This is a genomic window from Corynebacterium sp. HMSC30G07 (assembly GCF_001806945.1).
GTDB classification, from domain to species: Bacteria; Actinomycetota; Actinomycetes; order Mycobacteriales; family Mycobacteriaceae; genus Corynebacterium; species Corynebacterium riegelii.
On sequence record NZ_KV786446.1, the window covers coordinates 69,189 to 84,861 of the forward strand.

12 protein-coding genes are annotated in these 15,673 nt (G+C 59.6%); 2 read left to right on the forward strand and 10 right to left on the reverse strand.

What is annotated here, in order from left to right; translation table 11 throughout:
* Window positions 1–9: 9 nt before the first annotated feature.
* Entirely contained in the window at window positions 10–1,773 is a 1,764-nt protein-coding gene (locus HMPREF3104_RS00945; protein WP_070493345.1) for an acetyl/propionyl/methylcrotonyl-CoA carboxylase subunit alpha, read from the forward strand.
* Window positions 1,774–1,812: 39 nt separating this feature from the next.
* Here the strand turns inward: HMPREF3104_RS00945 and HMPREF3104_RS00950 are convergent, their stop codons facing one another.
* Window positions 1,813–2,715, reverse strand: coding sequence for a chymotrypsin family serine protease (locus tag HMPREF3104_RS00950; RefSeq protein ID WP_141738069.1), 903 nt, complete (start codon window positions 2,713–2,715; stop codon window positions 1,813–1,815).
* Window positions 2,716–2,776: 61 nt separating this feature from the next.
* On the opposite strand from HMPREF3104_RS00950, the gene HMPREF3104_RS00955 reads away from it, so the two are divergent.
* Window positions 2,777–3,256, forward strand: coding sequence for a GNAT family N-acetyltransferase (locus HMPREF3104_RS00955; RefSeq protein ID WP_070493467.1), 480 nt, complete (start codon window positions 2,777–2,779; stop codon window positions 3,254–3,256).
* Here the strand turns inward: HMPREF3104_RS00955 and HMPREF3104_RS00960 are convergent.
* From HMPREF3104_RS00960 to prpD, 9 genes are all read right to left on the reverse strand, one after another.
* The gene (locus HMPREF3104_RS00960; protein ID WP_070493351.1) at window positions 3,253–4,062 is read right to left on the reverse strand and encodes an ABC transporter ATP-binding protein; all 810 of its coding nucleotides are present in this window, start codon (window positions 4,060–4,062) and stop codon (window positions 3,253–3,255) included. The genes HMPREF3104_RS00955 and HMPREF3104_RS00960 overlap by 4 nt on opposite strands.
* Complete coding sequence (locus tag HMPREF3104_RS00965; protein ID WP_070493354.1) at window positions 4,062–5,120, reverse strand: FecCD family ABC transporter permease; 1,059 nt, start codon at window positions 5,118–5,120, stop codon at window positions 4,062–4,064. Before HMPREF3104_RS00965 ends, HMPREF3104_RS00960 begins: the two co-directional genes overlap by 1 nt.
* The gene (locus tag HMPREF3104_RS00970) at window positions 5,117–6,178 is read right to left on the reverse strand and encodes a FecCD family ABC transporter permease (protein WP_083278832.1); all 1,062 of its coding nucleotides are present in this window, start codon (window positions 6,176–6,178) and stop codon (window positions 5,117–5,119) included. The genes HMPREF3104_RS00965 and HMPREF3104_RS00970 overlap by 4 nt, the downstream gene beginning before the upstream one ends.
* 25 nt (window positions 6,179–6,203) lie before the next feature.
* Window positions 6,204–7,082, reverse strand: a complete 879-nt coding sequence (locus tag HMPREF3104_RS00975; protein WP_246816284.1) for an ABC transporter substrate-binding protein — start codon at window positions 7,080–7,082, stop codon at window positions 6,204–6,206.
* Window positions 7,083–7,290: 208 nt separating this feature from the next.
* A complete protein-coding gene (locus HMPREF3104_RS11885) occupies window positions 7,291–8,163 on the reverse strand; it encodes a siderophore-interacting protein (RefSeq protein WP_083278833.1) in 873 nt (290 codons plus the stop codon).
* Between the two features lie 115 nt (window positions 8,164–8,278).
* Window positions 8,279–11,707: a pyruvate carboxylase gene (locus HMPREF3104_RS00985; protein ID WP_070493363.1), complete on the reverse strand. Its 3,429-nt coding sequence runs from the start codon at window positions 11,705–11,707 to the stop codon at window positions 8,279–8,281.
* A 176-nt stretch (window positions 11,708–11,883) separates the two neighbouring features.
* Entirely contained in the window at window positions 11,884–13,029 is a 1,146-nt protein-coding gene (locus HMPREF3104_RS00990) for a bifunctional 2-methylcitrate synthase/citrate synthase (RefSeq protein WP_052205267.1), read from the reverse strand.
* Between the two features lie 14 nt (window positions 13,030–13,043).
* Window positions 13,044–13,964, reverse strand: a complete 921-nt coding sequence (gene prpB / locus HMPREF3104_RS00995) for a methylisocitrate lyase (protein WP_052205268.1) — start codon at window positions 13,962–13,964, stop codon at window positions 13,044–13,046.
* Entirely contained in the window at window positions 13,964–15,475 is a 1,512-nt protein-coding gene (prpD, locus tag HMPREF3104_RS01000) for a 2-methylcitrate dehydratase PrpD (protein ID WP_070493366.1), read from the reverse strand. The genes prpB and prpD overlap by 1 nt, the downstream gene beginning before the upstream one ends.
* Window positions 15,476–15,673 lie beyond the last annotated feature (198 nt).

Consider the following 15,673-nt stretch of genomic DNA (forward strand, 5'->3'; position numbering starts at 1 on the left):
GGAAGATGCGTGTCTACCGATCTAACTAAGGTGCTAACGAAAGTCCTGATTGCTAACCGCGGCGAAATCGCCGTGCGTGTTATTCGTGCTGCAAAAGATGCAGGTATTGCGTCTGTAGCCGTCTACGCGGAGCCCGATACGGATGCCCCGTTTGTTGCCTTGGCCGATGAGGCGTTTGCCCTCGGCGGCACTACTGCGGCGGAGTCCTACCTGGATATGGACAAGATCTTGCAGGCCGCCGCGGACTCCGGGGCGGATGCGATCCACCCGGGCTACGGCTTTTTGTCTGAGAACGCCGAGTTTGCCCAGAAGGTTATTGACGCTGGTCTGACATGGATTGGCCCCTCGCCGGAGTCCATCGCTGCACTGGGCGACAAGGTGACTGCGCGCCAGATTGCGCAGCGTGCGAATGCGCCGATGGCGCCGGGCACGAAGGACCCGGTTGCCAGTGCCGATGAGGTTGTGGCCTTTGCGGATGAGCACGGCCTGCCCGTGGCTATTAAGGCCGCGTTTGGCGGCGGCGGCCGCGGCATGAAGGTGGCCTACACCCGCGAGGAAATTCCGGAGCTGTTTGAGTCCGCAACGCGTGAGGCCACTGCGGCGTTTGGTCGTGGTGAGTGCTTCGTGGAGCGCTACCTGGACAAGGCCCGCCATGTTGAGGCCCAGGTGTTGGCGGATACACACGGCAACGTTGTGGTGATGGGCACGCGAGATTGTTCGCTACAGCGCCGCTTCCAGAAGCTCATTGAGGAGGCGCCGGCGCCGTTTTTGACTGATGAGCAGCGCGAGCGCATCCACGAGTCCGCCAAGGCCATCTGCCGCGAGGCTGGCTACTACGGCGCGGGCACGGTGGAATACCTCGTTGCCGCTGACGGCCTGGTGTCCTTCCTTGAGGTCAACACCCGCCTGCAGGTGGAGCACCCGGTTACAGAGGCCACCACTGGCGTTGACTTGGTGCGTGAGCAGTTCCGCATCGCCGCTGGCGAGAAGCTGCGTTTTACGGAAGATCCAACGCCTCGCGGTCATGCCATTGAGTTCCGCATTAACGGTGAGGACGCTGCGGAGAATTTCATGCCCGCACCGGGCACGATCACTACGTACGCGGAGCCGGCTGGCCCGGGTGTGCGTGTGGATTCAGGCGTGCGTGCAGGCTCCGTGGTTGGCGGCCAGTTCGACTCCATGATGGCCAAGCTGATTGTTTACGGCGAGGACCGCACCCAGGCCATTGAGCGTGCCCGCCGCGCCTTGGACGAATACATCGTAGGTGGCATCCCTACGGTCATTCCGTTCCACCGGGCCATGCTTGAGAACGCTGCGTTTACCGCACCTAACGACAACTTCACCGTCTACACCCGTTGGATTGAAGAGGAATGGTCGAGCGAGCTCGCCCCGACCGATGACCTGGATCTTGGCGATGACCTTGAAGAGCCCGGCGAGAAGCAGCGCTTTGCCGTTGAGGTTGGTGGGCGTCGTATTGAGGTGGCGCTGCCGGCGTCGCTAGTAGTGGGCAACGGGCGCAAGAAGCGTCGCCGCGCCGCTGGTGCAAAGGTTGCCGCCTCTGGCGATGCGGTTGCCTCCCCGATGCAGGGCACCGTGATCAAGCTCAACGTAGCCGAGGGCGACGAAGTTGCTGAGGGTGACGTAGTTGTGGTGCTTGAGGCGATGAAGATGGAAAACCCGGTCAAGGCACACAAGTCCGGTACCGTGACTGCCCTAGCTGTTGAGGCTGGTGCCCAGGTGAACAAGGGCGCAGCTCTCATGGAGTTGAAGTAGCGCTCTCTCCGGGCCGGATCGCCGGGCCGGATCAAACAGCTAGAACGGCAGCTGGATGTTCGCTGCCTGGGCAAACGCCGGCAGCGCCAAGCCAAGCACGGCGGTGATGGCAATGAGCACCATCGCGATCGTCTCCGGGTTGCTTGATCCGCCAGTGGTGTTGCCTGCTGGTGTGGACGCTCCACCCTTTGGCACCACAACTGGGGTTTTCACCGAGATAGCGTTGGTGCCGTCTTTCTCATAGAAACCGGCGATCTTTCGCATTTCTTCATCCGAAGAAGGCGCCTCGGCGTCCTCAGTAATAGACGCCCGAAGCGCTACGAGCTGATCCTGCTCCGAGGCACTCACAATGTTCTGGCCTGCAAGGACGCCCAGGAAGCCGCCGCCTTCGCGCCACACGGGCGCACCGGAATCACCAGGACGCGCGCCCGTGTTTTCCCAGTAAATGTTGCCACCGATCGTGCCTATGAAATCGCCGCAGCGGGTGGTCTGCGTTGTAGCGCCGGCGAAGCAAATCTTGTCGCCGGATTTCAGCTCATCGATGTCCGTCCTTGCGTCGCCGGAGAGCGGGTTGCCCTCCAACCGGACGCCGCGATTGAACAGGATCAATGCCCAGTCACTGCCAGTGTGTTTCGGGTTGTACTTCCCCGAACGCACTGTTGCCCCAACGAGCACCCACTGGTCACCGGACTGGACGTAGACCTTCTCAGTGCGGTTTTTGCCACAGTGACCAGCGGTGTAGCCGGCCGGACCCGACGGGCTTTGCTCAATGTAGCCAAGCGTGCACTGGGAGGACTCCCCCACCCTGATTCGGTCGCCTTGGCGCACGGTGACTGCTTCGATACCTGTGTCAGCGTGCGCGGCGGGCGCTGTTGCCACCGTCGGCACCGCTGCAGCCATCATTGCAGACGCTACTGCTAGAGCCACCGTTTTTTGCTGCATGATGCAAAACCCTACAACCCCGCCGCCACCACAACCAATACGACGCAATACGATGGTGCGCATGCCTGAATTCACGTTTAAACGAGCAACCGAGTCGGATCGCACCTATCTGCTGCGCCTGAACTACCTCACTGAAGTCTTCGGCGATGAAACTGCTGCGATGGCTGAAGATTCGCTCTCCGGCGTCGCCCCCTACATCGACAACTGGGATCCGGAACGTGACGGCGGCATCATCGCCTTTGATGAATTCCGCACGCCCGCCGGCGGCACATGGCTGCGCTACTGGGAAAAGCCGACTGACGGCTACGCCAACGTTGCTCCCAACGTGCCGGAGCTTGCGATTGCGGTAGAGAACCGTTTTGCAGGCAACCGCCTGGCGGCCCGCCTGCTTGAGGCGGTAGCGGAACTTGCACGTGAACAGGGCGCGCCGCAGCTTGCGCTGTGGGTTGACCCCAACAACCCGCGTGCACGCCACCGCTACGAAGCATTCGGCTTCCGCGACTACCCGGATGCCGAGAACGTGATGGTCCTCGACATCTAGGTGCCCACACCTGCGGTAACGCCACTCCCCCAACGCGGGATCATCAGTGGGCTGCCAGATTCGGGGTCAGTAATGACCCGTGCCTCCACCCCAAACACTTCACGTACCAGTGACTCTGTGATGACATCAGCAGGCGGCCCCACCGCAACAACTTCTCCTTCTTTCAGGGCAATTATGTTATCGGCGTAGCGGGCTGCTTGGTTGAGGTCATGGAGTACCGCCACTAGGGTGTAGCCGTCGCGCATGTTCAATTCGCGACAAAGCTCGAGTAACTCTAGTTGGTGTCGAACGTCCAGATACGTAGTCGGCTCATCAAGCAGCAGAATAGGCGTGTTTTGTGCTAACGCCACTGCCATCCACACACGTTGACGCTGGCCACCCGACAACTCATCAACAAATCTGCCGGAGAGTTCTCTCACTCCCGTCGCATCCATCGCAGCGCTGACGGCGCGTTCATCTTCCTGCGACCAAGGCCGAAACAGACTCTGGTGTGGGTATCTTCCTCGGGAAACCAAATCGATCACGCGGATACTGTCTGGCGCGACTGGACCTTGGGGTAAAAGCCCGACTTGCCGTGCTACCTGCTTTGTGGGTTGGCTGTGGAGAGACTTGCCGTCCAAAAGGGTCACTCCGGAAACCGGCGCAATAAGCCTCGTCAGGGATTTCAGCAGCGTCGATTTACCGCATCCGTTCGGTCCGACGATAACGGTGAATTCATCATCCGGAATCTGAATAGTCACGTCACGGCAGATCACCGCGGTGTCGGAGTAAGCCAACGTTGCATTTTCTGTGCAAAGACGGGCCATTATTTTCGTCCTTCCCTAAGCAACAGTAGGAGGAAATAGATACCGCCAATGGACACTGTGACAATGCCTACAGGCAGCGGAGACGTCGGGTAAATGCGTTGCGCAACGGTGTCTGCAAGGATGAGCAAGAGGGCGCCGGTCGCGGCAGTAGGTGCTAACGCAAGACCGTCCGAGCGCACAAGGCGACGAGCGATCTGAGGCGCGGCGAGTGCAATGAATGAGATCGGACCGACAGTGGAGGTAGCAAGTGCGGTGAGACCGATGCCTGCAATAATCGCGCTGATCTGCACAACTCGGACGTTCTGCCCAAGCGCCGTGGCAAAAGGAATGCCCATCTGAGTAAGCTGCAGCGGGCGCGCAAGAAAAGCCGTTCCCACAATGAATACTGCAGTGCCAGAAACCACAAGCATAAGTTGCTTCCAGGAAGTACCAGAAAGGTTGCCTGCGCCCCATAAGCTTGCCATGATCGCGTCTTCGACCGACGCGGTGAGCAACAACCAAGTATTTACTGCTGCCAACATCGCGCTTACGCCGATTCCGATGATGATTAGCCGCACCCCTCGCGCGTAGCCATTTTTCGAAGCAAGCAGAAACACGGCGACAGCAGTCACTATCCCTCCGGCAAGTGCGCCAAGCAAGGTTTCCAGAGCACCACCCCGGAGGACGAGAAGTACGATCAGCGCCCCGGTATAGGAACCCGTTTGGAATCCGATGACATCCGGCGATCCCAACGGATTATTGGTGAGGTTTTGGAAGAGGGCACCGGATAGGGCCAGGCCAGCCCCGAGAACAAGTGCCATCAGCACTCGTGGGGCACGCCAGTCCACAACCACCATTGTGGTGAACTCATCGCCTCGCCCGCGAAGCGCGTCGAATACCTCAACAACGCCAACTGCCGCCGACCCTGTGAAGAGCGCAAAAACACCACATGCACCTGCACAAAAAAGAAGGACGGTAGTGACTACAAGTGCGCGGACATCAGTGACAACGACAGGGCGATCACGAGGACCAAGACGGACAATCTTCCGTCCGTAGTCAAGCTGCTGAGATGGCGTCATAGCTCAGCCACCCGGAGGCGACGTGCCAGAACGATAAGCAGGGGCGCACCGATAAATGGCGTAACAACACCGACCGGTATCTCCCCCTGCACGATGATTCGGCCCAGCACATCGGCGCACCCCATTATGGTTGGGGCAAGAAGAATTGAATAGGCCATGATCCACCCTTGATGCGGGCCAACAATCATCCGACTTAAGTGTGGCGCTAGTAAACCGAGAAACGAGATCGGACCTGCTGCCGCCGTTGCGCCACCAGCCAGTAAAGCAATCGCCAGCAGCGCAATGAGCCTCACACGGTTTGGATTTGCTCCCATGCCAACAGCCGCAGCGTCGCCAAGTGCGAGCACGTCCAGCGACTTCGTGAGTGCGAGTGCGAGCACTAATCCAACCACGACGAACGGTGCGATTGACAGCGTATTTTCTAGCGCTTGATTAGCAGTGGTGCCAGCAGACCAGCCGCGCATCTTCTTCAACACGTCAGCGTTAGTGAGCAGGACAGCCGAGGTGAATCCACCAAGGACAGCGCCAATAGCTACTCCTGAGAGCGTCATGCGAATCGGGTTGCCACGCATAGGCCCGGTGTTCCCTATAAGGAACACAGCCAGGGAGGTTACAACCGCGCCGCTAAACGCTAACCACATATAGCGGTTGATTTCTGTGATGCCAAAGTAGGCAATACCGACAACAACAGCCAACGAAGCCCCAGCATTGACACCAAGGATTCCTGGATCTGTCAAGGGATTTCGCGTTACTGCCTGCATCAAACCCCCAGCAACTCCAAACGCTGCTCCCGCGACCAAGATCAACACGGTGCGAGGAACGCGGGATTGCCAAACCACCTGTGAGATGGGGTCCGCTGAATCAGGCGTCAGGAGAAACTGCCACACTTCTCCCGCACTCACTGCGCGTGCTCCCACCATGAGGCTAAGCACCAACGTCACAGCGAGCAGAAGCAGCAGTATGCCAGCACCGACAAACCGGTACGCGAGAGGATGCCGAGTCGGCATAGCTGATGCTGCACTGCCAGCTGGGCATGCGGGTGCCACGGTAATTGCCATTATGCTTTGTTGAAATCGAGTGGTTCTACACAACCTTGTTGAAGGTCTTCACCTTCTCGGCAAGGCCATCAAGCCAATCTGCGTAGTATCGGGAAGTAAGAGTACCCTTGGAGTTCCAGTTGTAGAGCTGCCCGGCCTTCACGGCAGGCAGAGCGTCCCACAGCTCAGCAGTGAAAGGGTTGGCTTCGTCATAATGCTCAACAAGTATGACGTCAGCTGGGTACTGCGAAGCCTCTTCCCAGGCGATCCACGCCCACGGACTTCCCCCGTCCCCCTCAGTCGGACCTACAAGGGTTGCACCCAGCTGCTCTAGCAGCAGCGCCTGTGGCCCACCAGCTCGCGTGTATAGCATCTCTTGCTTCGCGTTGGCCAGCAGGAATGTCAGATCCTTTTCCGAAACAGCCTCGGTAAAGTTCTTCTTCGCAGCTTCGTAATCCTTGTCGGCCTGCGTGATGTTCGTATCACCGAGATCCGCACCTAGGAAGTCCGCGAGTTCGCGCACATTTGCAATCCCTTCGTCGATAGTGTCGCCGCTCGGCAAGGGTACAAACGGCGCTACGCGGGTGAGTTGCGCGTTAACATCCTCCTTAAACCATTGCCACCCATCAGCAGTCCCAAACCCGACGATCGCGTCAGGTTTCAATTGAGCAAGCTTCTCCAAGTCGATTTCGCCATCGGTGCCAATCTGCTCAATTCCGGTTGTGTCTACGCCGTCCATCACAGTCGGGTCATCACATTGGTAGCCGAAGATCGCACTCGGCTTGAAGCCATACTCGTTGAGCGTGGAGTACGCATAACAGTCCATGACAATGTTCTCGGGCTGCTTAGCAAACTCGATCTCTAGACCTTCGATATTCGGGTGGGCGAACACTGCCGCATCAGGCGCGGAACTAGTACTGCTCACCGCGGGTTCGTTGCTAGAAGAAGATGAAGGGCTGCACCCTGTGAGTGCCAAGCCAGCAACGACAGTAAGGATCGCGGCGAGTTTTATACGCATGGGAGACCTTTCTCCGATAGAGGGATAGCCCAGACACACCTGAGCCACAGTTTGAATTAGGCAAGCCTAACACAGTAAATAGATTAGGCAAAGCTAACCTAACCGATAGTTCTGTCTAGCCTCTCGCCTGACCCTCAATCCAAAACCCGCTAAACGTCACATCCCGTGGGTCCATCCCCCATTCAGACACACTAAACCTGCGGACCCCCGCCGCAAACGCCCGTTCGCCGCAGCACCACACATACCCAGCCGGATTAAGCGTTCGTAGCCTGTCCAGAACAGCTACCAAAAGCTCCTCCTGCGGTGCCGTCACCATATGAAACACCCCCAACCGGGTGGCCCATTTTTCCCCTATGCCGGGTTCAAAACTATTGAGTGATGGCGCAGCAAGAATTACTCCAGTATTACGCAGTTCATCAGGATGAAAACTCTGCAAAAACTCGAGCACCGCAACAACTGAGGGTGCCGCCGTGGGATCCGCGATCAGCAACTGCGAACCAGAGCCTGCCGCGTAGTGCCGACACCAGAGACCATTCGTCGGAGAAATCCCACAAATATCACCCGGACTCGCGCCGAGCGCCCAGCGCAGAGCTGGACCAATTGCAGGGTCAGCAGGGTCGGTCACGCCATGAGTCACCACCTGGAACGCGAGAGCTCCGACACGGCGATCAAGGTGCCGCACCGTATACCAGCGCAATTCTGGCCGCTCAGGATCAGAGAGTTGGGCAAGATGGCTACGCAGATTACCACTCGTCGGACGAGGTACGGGTACGTATTCTCGGCCCGGGGAAGGGATCAGAAGACCAAAGAATTCATCCGGCCCAATAAGGCGATGTTCCCGCAGAGCAGGCGCAGAGACAGTAATCTCCAGCAGGTCGAGAGCAACTTTTTCAACTTTCGCAACACGTACCGTGATAATCTCGGCCAACTCACGCTGCGGCCTATCAGTCAGTTCGGTTGTGCAAAATGTGGAGGGATCTAAGAGCATAGATCCAATATTAGGTTAGCCTGCCATTATCTTCACTGAGTTGTTGGCTATACAGCGAATGCGCCGACTCCCCGGCAAGGAGAGACCGACGCAATCGTCATGAAGAAAACGGCACTTAGGCGATAACCACCACCAGGTCGCCGCCTTCCACCTTGGTGGCCTGCGACAGGGCTACGCGCTCGACCGTGCCAGACTTCGGTGCGGAGATCGCAGCCTCCATCTTCATGGCTTCGATGGTGGCAACTGGGTCGCCTTCCTTGACTTCGTCGCCAACCTTGACCGTCACGTTGACCACGCCGGCGAACGGCGCTGCTACGTGGCCCGGGTTGGAGCTGTCAGCCTTTTCCACCTCAGCCACGGTGGACTCGACGTTCTGGTCGCGCACCAGCATCGGGCGAACCTGGCCGTTGACGGTGAGGATGACCTGGCGCATGCCCTTCTCATCCGGCTCACCAACCGCATCCAGGCGGACCACCAGCGGCGGGATGTTCGCATCGATCTCGCCGTAGTAGATCATCGTCTCCTCGCCCTCTTCAAGGCCGTAGAAGAACGTCTTGTCACCCAGCTGGTCAGTGATGCCGTAGGTGCGCTTGTGCTCCAGGAACTCGTTGTACTGCTTCGGGAAGAGCAGCTTGTCCAACGCCACGCGACGCTTAACGTGGTCAGTGCCCTCCAGATCCGGCACGAGCTCCTCCGGCACATCCACCGTGTGGTCAACCACAGAGCGGTTCTCCAGGGCCTTCTCACGCAACTCTGGCCAGCCGCCAGGAGGCGTACCCAGCTCACCCTGCAGGAAGCCGATGACGGACTCCGGAATGTCGTACTTGCGCGGGTTCTCGGCGAACTCCTCCGGGCTCACGCCCTGGCCCACCAGCTGCAGCGCAAGATCGCCTACCACCTTCGACGACGGGGTCACCTTCGTCGGGCGGCCAAGAATGGTGTTCACACCTGCGTAGTAGTCCTCGATGAGCTCGAAGCGATCCTCCAGGCCCAGGGCCTTCGCCTGCGTACGCAGGTTGGACAGCTGGCCGCCAGGGATCTCGTGCTTGTACACACGACCGGTCGGGCCCGGGATGCCGGACTCAAACGGTGCGTAGACCTGGCGCACAGCCTCCCAGTACGGCTCCATGTCAGAGACCGCCTGCAGGGAGATGCCGGTGTCACGCTCCGTGTCTGCGAACGCGGCAACCAGTGCGGACATGGACGGCTGGGAGGTGGTACCTGCCAGCGGTGCCGAGGCCACGTCCACCACGTCAGCACCAGCGTTTGCGGCAGCCAGGTAGGTAGCCAGCTGGCCACCAGCGGTGTCGTGGGTGTGCACGTGCACCGGCAGGTCGAAGCGCTCACGCAGTGCCTTGACCAGCTTCGCTGCCGCGCCCGGACGCATCAGGCCAGCCATGTCCTTAATAGCCAGGACGTGGGCGCCAGCCTCAACGATCTCTTCAGCCAGCTTCAGGTAGTAATCCAGCGTATACAGGTCCTCATTCGGATCCAGCAGGTTGCCGGAGTACGCCATGGCCACCTCAGCGACGGTGGTGTTGGTCTCCAGCACCGCGTCGATCGCCGGGCGCATCTGGCTGACGTCATTGAGGGCGTCGAAGATACGGAAGATGTCAATACCGGAGGTTGCGGCCTCCTGCACAAACGCGCGGGTCACGGAATCCGGGTACGGCGTGTAGCCCACCGTGTTGCGGCCACGCAGCAGCATCTGGATGTTCACGTTCGGCATGGCCTCACGCAGCTCGTCCAAACGCATCCACGGGGACTCGTGCAAGAAGCGCATGCCCACGTCGAAGGTGGCGCCGCCCCATGCCTCCACGGAAGTCAGCTGCGGAGTCAGGTGACCAACGTGCTTGGCTGCAGCAACCAGAGTGTTGGTGCGGATACGCGTTGCCAGCAGGGACTGGTGCGCGTCACGGAACGTGGTCTCAGTGACACCCAGTGCCGTCTGGTTACGCAGTTTCTCTGCCCACTTCTTCGGGCCCAACTCCAGAAGATCATCGCGGGAACCACGCGGGGTGTCCGTGTAGTCCAGCTTCGGCAGCTTCTTGGACGGCTGAATGTTCGTCGGACGCGGACCGTTCGGCTTGTTCACGGTCACTTCAGCCAGGTAGTTCAGGATCTTGCCTGCATCATCCGCAGCGTTCGGAGCATCCAAAAGGTGCGGGTGCTTTGCAATGAAGCTGGTGTTCACACGCTCATAGCGGAACTCCGGCTCACTCAGCAGCGCACGCAGGAAGCCAATGTTGGTGGACAGGCCATCAATGGCGAACTCGTTGAGTGCGCGCAGCGCGCGGTCCACAGCCACCTGGAAGTTACGCCCACGGCAGGTCATCTTCACCAGCAGGGAGTCAAAGTTCGGGGTGATCGGGGTGCCCACGGCCACCGAGCCATCCAAACGCACACCCGCGCCGCCCGGGGAACGGTAACCAGTAATGGTGCCGGAATCCGGACGGAAACCGTTGTGCGGATCCTCAGTGGTAATACGGCACTGCAGCGCAGCACCAGTGACCTCAATGAGGTCCTGGGTCAGGTGCACATCCTCCAGCTTCGCGCCGGCGGCAATGTACATCTGGTTCTTCACAATGTCGATGCCGGTGACTTCCTCAGTCACCGTGTGCTCCACCTGCACACGCGGGTTCATCTCGATGAAGACGTGATTGCCCTTCTCATCTACAAGGAACTCGACGGTGCCCGCACCCTCGTAGTTAATCTCCTTACAGAACGCCACCGCGTCGGCACAGATGGCTTGACGCTGCTCCTCCGTAATGTGCTGCGCGGGTGCAATCTCAACCACCTTCTGGTGGCGGCGCTGCACCGAGCAGTCACGCTCAAAGAGGTGGACCACGTTGCCGTAGCTGTCGGCCATGATCTGCACCTCAATGTGCTGCGGGTTGATCACGGCACGCTCGATGTAGACGTTCGGGTCACCGAAGGCAGCTTCTGCCTCACGCGACGCCTCAGCAGCCAGCTTCTCTACGTCTTCCTGCTTCTCAATGAAGCGCATACCGCGGCCGCCACCGCCGGCTACTGCCTTCACAAACACCGGGAACTCAAATTCCTTGGCGTACTCAGCCAACTGCTTCGGGTCAGCGGACGGCTCCGAATCCTTCAACGTTGGCAGACCAGCGCGCTGTGCGGCCTGCACAGCTGCCGCCTTGTCACCCGTCAGCTCAAGGGTCTCGGCGGTAGGGCCAATGAACTTAATGCCCTCCTCTTTACAGCGGCGAGCAAGATCCGCACGCTCAGAGAGGAACCCGTAGCCCGGGTACACCGCATCCGCGCCGGTCTGCTTCGCCGCACGGATGATCTCTTCAATGTCTAGGTAAGCCCTGACAGGCTGGCCTTCAACGCCGATTTGTACCGCTTCATCCGCGAACGGGCGGTGGAAAGAGTTGCGGTCCTCACGTGGGTAGACAGCAACAGTCTTCGCGCCGGTCTCAAAGGCGGCACGAAACGCTCGCACCGCAATCTCGCCACGGTTGGCCACCAGAATCTTTTTAAAGGTGGGAAGTTCGTTCAGTGGAAGCGTGTCCGGATTCATCGCTTTTCCTTTCGCAATGGCTGCAAATGACTGCAAGTATGTTTCAAATAGTATCGGAGTGCGGGTTGGTATCACCTAGAAACTGGAGAAAAAGTTCGCTCTCCGCACGCAAACACCCCCACTTCGTAGGGAGGTGGGGGTGGTTCACGCAAACGTCGTCAAGCTTGAAGCTCTATTTACGCTTCGATGTGACGCTCCTCCGGACCGTTGTACGCAGACAGCGGGCGGATCAGCGAGTTGTTCTCAAACTGCTCAATGATGTGCGCAGTCCAGCCGGTGATGCGGGACATCACGAACAGCGGGGTGAAGAACTCAATGTCAAAGCCAAGGATGTAGTACGCCGGGCCGGACGGGAAGTCCAGGTTCGGGCGGATCTTGATGGACGTGTTGTCATGCATGGTCTTGGCCATGATGTCGTACATCTCAACCCACTTCTGTGCGTCCTTCTCCGGGTGCTCAGCAGCGAGCTTCTTGAATGCGGCCTCCATCGTCGGCACGCGGGAGTCGCCCTTCTTGTACACGCGGTGGCCGAAGCCCATGACAAGCTCCTTGTTCTTGAGCTTGTTCAGGCACCACTCCTCAGCCTTCGCCGGGTCCCCAATCTCCTCCATGTGGTGCATCACGAACTCGTTCGCACCACCGTGCAGCGGGCCCTTCAGCGCGCCGATTGCACCGGTGATGGCGGACCAGCCGTCAGACATCGTCGAGGCAATGGTGCGTGCGGTGAAGGTGGAAGCGTTGAAGGAGTGCTCAGCGTAGAGAATCATCGTCTTCTCAAACGCCTCAATGTCGGACGGGATGTTCGCCGGCGACTTCTCATCATCACCAAACACCATCCAGAGGAAGTTCTCGGAGAAGCCCTTCTCCTTGCTCGGAGCGATGTACTCCTTGCCCTGGCGGCGGCGGATATCCGTAGCCACGATGGTGGGCAGCTTCGCCAGCAGCTTACGGCCGATGGACTGCAGGTGATCCGAGTCCTTCGTGAACTTCTCCGGATCCTCAGCACCCAGGTAGGACACTGCGGTACGCAGCACGTCCATCGGGTGGCAGTCCTTCGGCATGAAGTTGATCACCTGGATCAGTTCTTCATCAATGTCACGGTTTTCCATGCAGCCGCCGCGGAACTCTTCCAGCTGCTCCGGGGTCGGCAGCTCACCGTTCCACAGCAGGTAGGCGACCTCTTCAAAGGTGCAGTGCTCAGCCAGCTCCTGAACCGGGTAGCCGCGGTACAACAGCGAGTTGGTCTCCGGGTTGACCTTGGATACTGCCGTGTAGTCAGCGACAACGCCGTTAAGGCCCTTGCGGATTTCTTGCTCAGTCATTTCTCGGTCACTCCTTATTTGAAGGTCTGGGTGTAGGTGTCTTTGGAATAGGTGAAGACGGACTGGTCGAACTGGTTGTACTCGTCGTAGCGAACCAGCTCATACAGGCGGGAACGGTGCTGCATCTTGTCCAGCCACGGCTCCTGCGTGCCGGTTTCTGCGATGTCTCGCAGCATTGCCTCGGTCTGGCCCATGGCGATGCGGAAGGTGGTCACCGGCCAGATCACCGCGTTGTAGCCGAGCTCCTCCAAGCGAGGGGCCGGAATCAGGTCGGTCTTGCCAAACTCGGTCATGTTGGCCAGCAGCGGCGTATCAACGGCTTCGCGGAACTTTGCAAAGTCCTCTTCCGAGTACAACGCCTCGGTGAAGATGAGGTCCGCGCCGGCGTCGGCGTAGGCCTTCGCGCGCTCGATGGCTTCGTCGATGCCCTCGATGCCGGCGGCGTCGGTACGCGCACAGATGACAAACGCATCGTCGTGACGCTCGCGCACCGCGGCGGTAATGCGGCGCACCATCAGGTCACGCGGCACAACCTCCTTGCCGTCCAGGTGGCCGCAGCGCTTCGGGTTGACCTGGTCCTCCAGGTGCAGCGCCGCCAGGCCTGCGGCCTCAAACTCTGCAACGGTACGCGCAGCGCTCATCGGCTCACCAAAACCCGTGTCAGCATCAATCAGCACCGGCAGGTTGGTCGCACGTGCGATCTGGCCGCCGCGGTTTGCCACCTCAGTCAAGGTGGTCAGGCCGATATCCGGCAGACCCAGGTCGTTGGCCACCACTGCGCCGGAAACGTAGACGCCTTCGAAAGCGCCGATGTCTTCGATCAAGCGCGCCGTCAGCGGGTTGAACGCGCCTGGCAGCTTGGTAATCGTCTCGCTGGTCAGGGACTCACGCAGCGCCACGCGGCGCTCGTGAGGGGTTTTCTCGGGTGCGAACATTAGAAGATGCCTTCCGGAATCTCAGGAGCTGCATCGCGTGCAGCCTGGTTAACCACAATGTTGAGCTCGCTGAGGTCGGTCAGGTTCTCCAGATCCTGCACTGCGGTCAGGAAGCGCTCCTGCTCCTCCGGTGCCACAATGCCCTCAGCCAGGGTGCGGAACTTCTTGATGTAGTTCTCACGGACGAACGGGCGAGCACCCAGCGGGTGAGCGTCTGCCACTGCCATCTCGTCCTCAATCACGGAGCCATCGTTGAAGGTGATGACAGCCTTAGCGCCGAATGCCTTCTCGGCCGGGTCGGTCGAGTGGTAGCGGCGGGTCCACTCCGGGTCCTCCACCGTGGAGACCTTGTGCCACAGCTCAACGGTCTCCGGACGGTTTGCGCGCTCCGGGGTGTAGGAGTCGACGTGGTGCCACGTGCCGTCTTCAAGCGCGACAGCGAACATGTACATGATGGAGTGATCCAGCGTCTCACGCGATGCGGACGGATCCATCTTCTGCGGGTCGTTCGCGCCGGTACCGATCACGTAGTGGGTGTGGTGCGAGGTGTGCAGCACGATGGACTCGATGTCCTTGGTGGACTTGCCCTGCTCTTCAATCGTGGCCTTGATGCGGCGAGCTAGGTCGATCGGTGCCTGTGCCTGGTACTCCGCGGAGTGCTCCTTGGTGTAGGTGTCCAGGATGGCGCGCTTCTCTTCACCCGGTGCCGGCAGCGGAACGATGTAGGTGCGCTCTGGGGAGTGCAGCATCCATGCGATGAAGCCGTCCTCGCCCTCCCAGATCGGGGCCGGCGCGCCCTCGCCGCGCATTGCACGGTCAACAGCCTCAATGGCCATCTTGCCTGCGAACGCCGGCGCGGAAGCCTTCCAAGAGGAGATCAGGCCCTTGCGGGACTGACGCGTTGCGGTGGTGGTGTGCAGCGCCTGGCCGATTGCCTGGTAGATGGTGTCCACGTCCAGGTTCAGCATGGTGCCAATACCCGCTGCGGCCGACGGGCCGAGGTGCGCAACGTGGTCAATCTTCCACTCGTGCAGGCAGATGCCCTTAACCAGGTTGACCTGGATCTCGTAGCCGGTAGCGATACCGCGGATCAGCGCCTTGCCGTCCAGGCCCTTGTGCTGTGCCACTGCCAGGATCGGCGGGATGTTGTCGCCCGGGTGGGAGTATTCAGCCGCCAGGAAGGTGTCGTGGTAGTCCAGCTCACGCACAGCGGTGCCGTTTGCAAAGGCTGCCCACTCTGCGGAGTAGGCGCCGTCCACGCCGAAGACCTGGGCACCACCCTCCTGCACCGGGTGAGCCTCAGCCATGACACGGGCAGTAGCCACCGGACGACGACCGTAGGAGGCAACCGCTACCGACGCATTGTCGATGATGCGGTTGATGATCATTTCCTTGGTGTCCTCAGGAACCTCAACCGGGTCAGCGGCAACCTGAGCAATCTTGTACGCCAGGTGCTCTTCAATCGGGAACTCTTCTGCGGACTTACGTGTCCGTACTTCGTGTTGGATCATCGTGCGCTTCAACTCCTTTTCGCCCTGTGGCGCCTTTGCTGCGCCTCTGCGGTGAATGAACCCGGCATTGCGCTCGGGTGCTACAGCTCATACTAGGGAGAAAAGTGTGCGCTACGTCATGATCTTAATTTGCAAAGAATTGTGGCGTTGATTTGCCTTTATTGTAAACTTTGTAAATCAGCAGGTAGCGGGCACTAT

What these genes read in the sequence shown, in the direction of transcription:
- HMPREF3104_RS00970 (WP_083278832.1), bottom strand. Translation starts at nt 6,178, where the DNA reads ATGGCAATTACCGTGGCACCCGCATGCCCAGCTGGCAGTGCAGCATCA.
- HMPREF3104_RS00950 (WP_141738069.1), bottom strand. Translation starts at nt 2,715, where the DNA reads ATGCAGCAAAAAACGGTGGCTCTAGCAGTAGCGTCTGCAATGATGGCT.
- HMPREF3104_RS00960 (WP_070493351.1), bottom strand. Translation starts at nt 4,062, where the DNA reads ATGGCCCGTCTTTGCACAGAAAATGCAACGTTGGCTTACTCCGACACC.
- HMPREF3104_RS00990 (WP_052205267.1), bottom strand. Translation starts at nt 13,029, where the DNA reads ATGACTGAGCAAGAAATCCGCAAGGGCCTTAACGGCGTTGTCGCTGAC.
- HMPREF3104_RS00965 (WP_070493354.1), bottom strand. Translation starts at nt 5,120, where the DNA reads ATGACGCCATCTCAGCAGCTTGACTACGGACGGAAGATTGTCCGTCTT.
- prpD (WP_070493366.1), bottom strand. Translation starts at nt 15,475, where the DNA reads ATGATCCAACACGAAGTACGGACACGTAAGTCCGCAGAAGAGTTCCCG.
- HMPREF3104_RS00985 (WP_070493363.1), bottom strand. Translation starts at nt 11,707, where the DNA reads ATGAATCCGGACACGCTTCCACTGAACGAACTTCCCACCTTTAAAAAG.
- HMPREF3104_RS11885 (WP_083278833.1), bottom strand. Translation starts at nt 8,163, where the DNA reads ATGCTCTTAGATCCCTCCACATTTTGCACAACCGAACTGACTGATAGG.
- HMPREF3104_RS00955 (WP_070493467.1), top strand. Translation starts at nt 2,777, where the DNA reads ATGCCTGAATTCACGTTTAAACGAGCAACCGAGTCGGATCGCACCTAT.
- prpB (WP_052205268.1), bottom strand. Translation starts at nt 13,964, where the DNA reads ATGTTCGCACCCGAGAAAACCCCTCACGAGCGCCGCGTGGCGCTGCGT.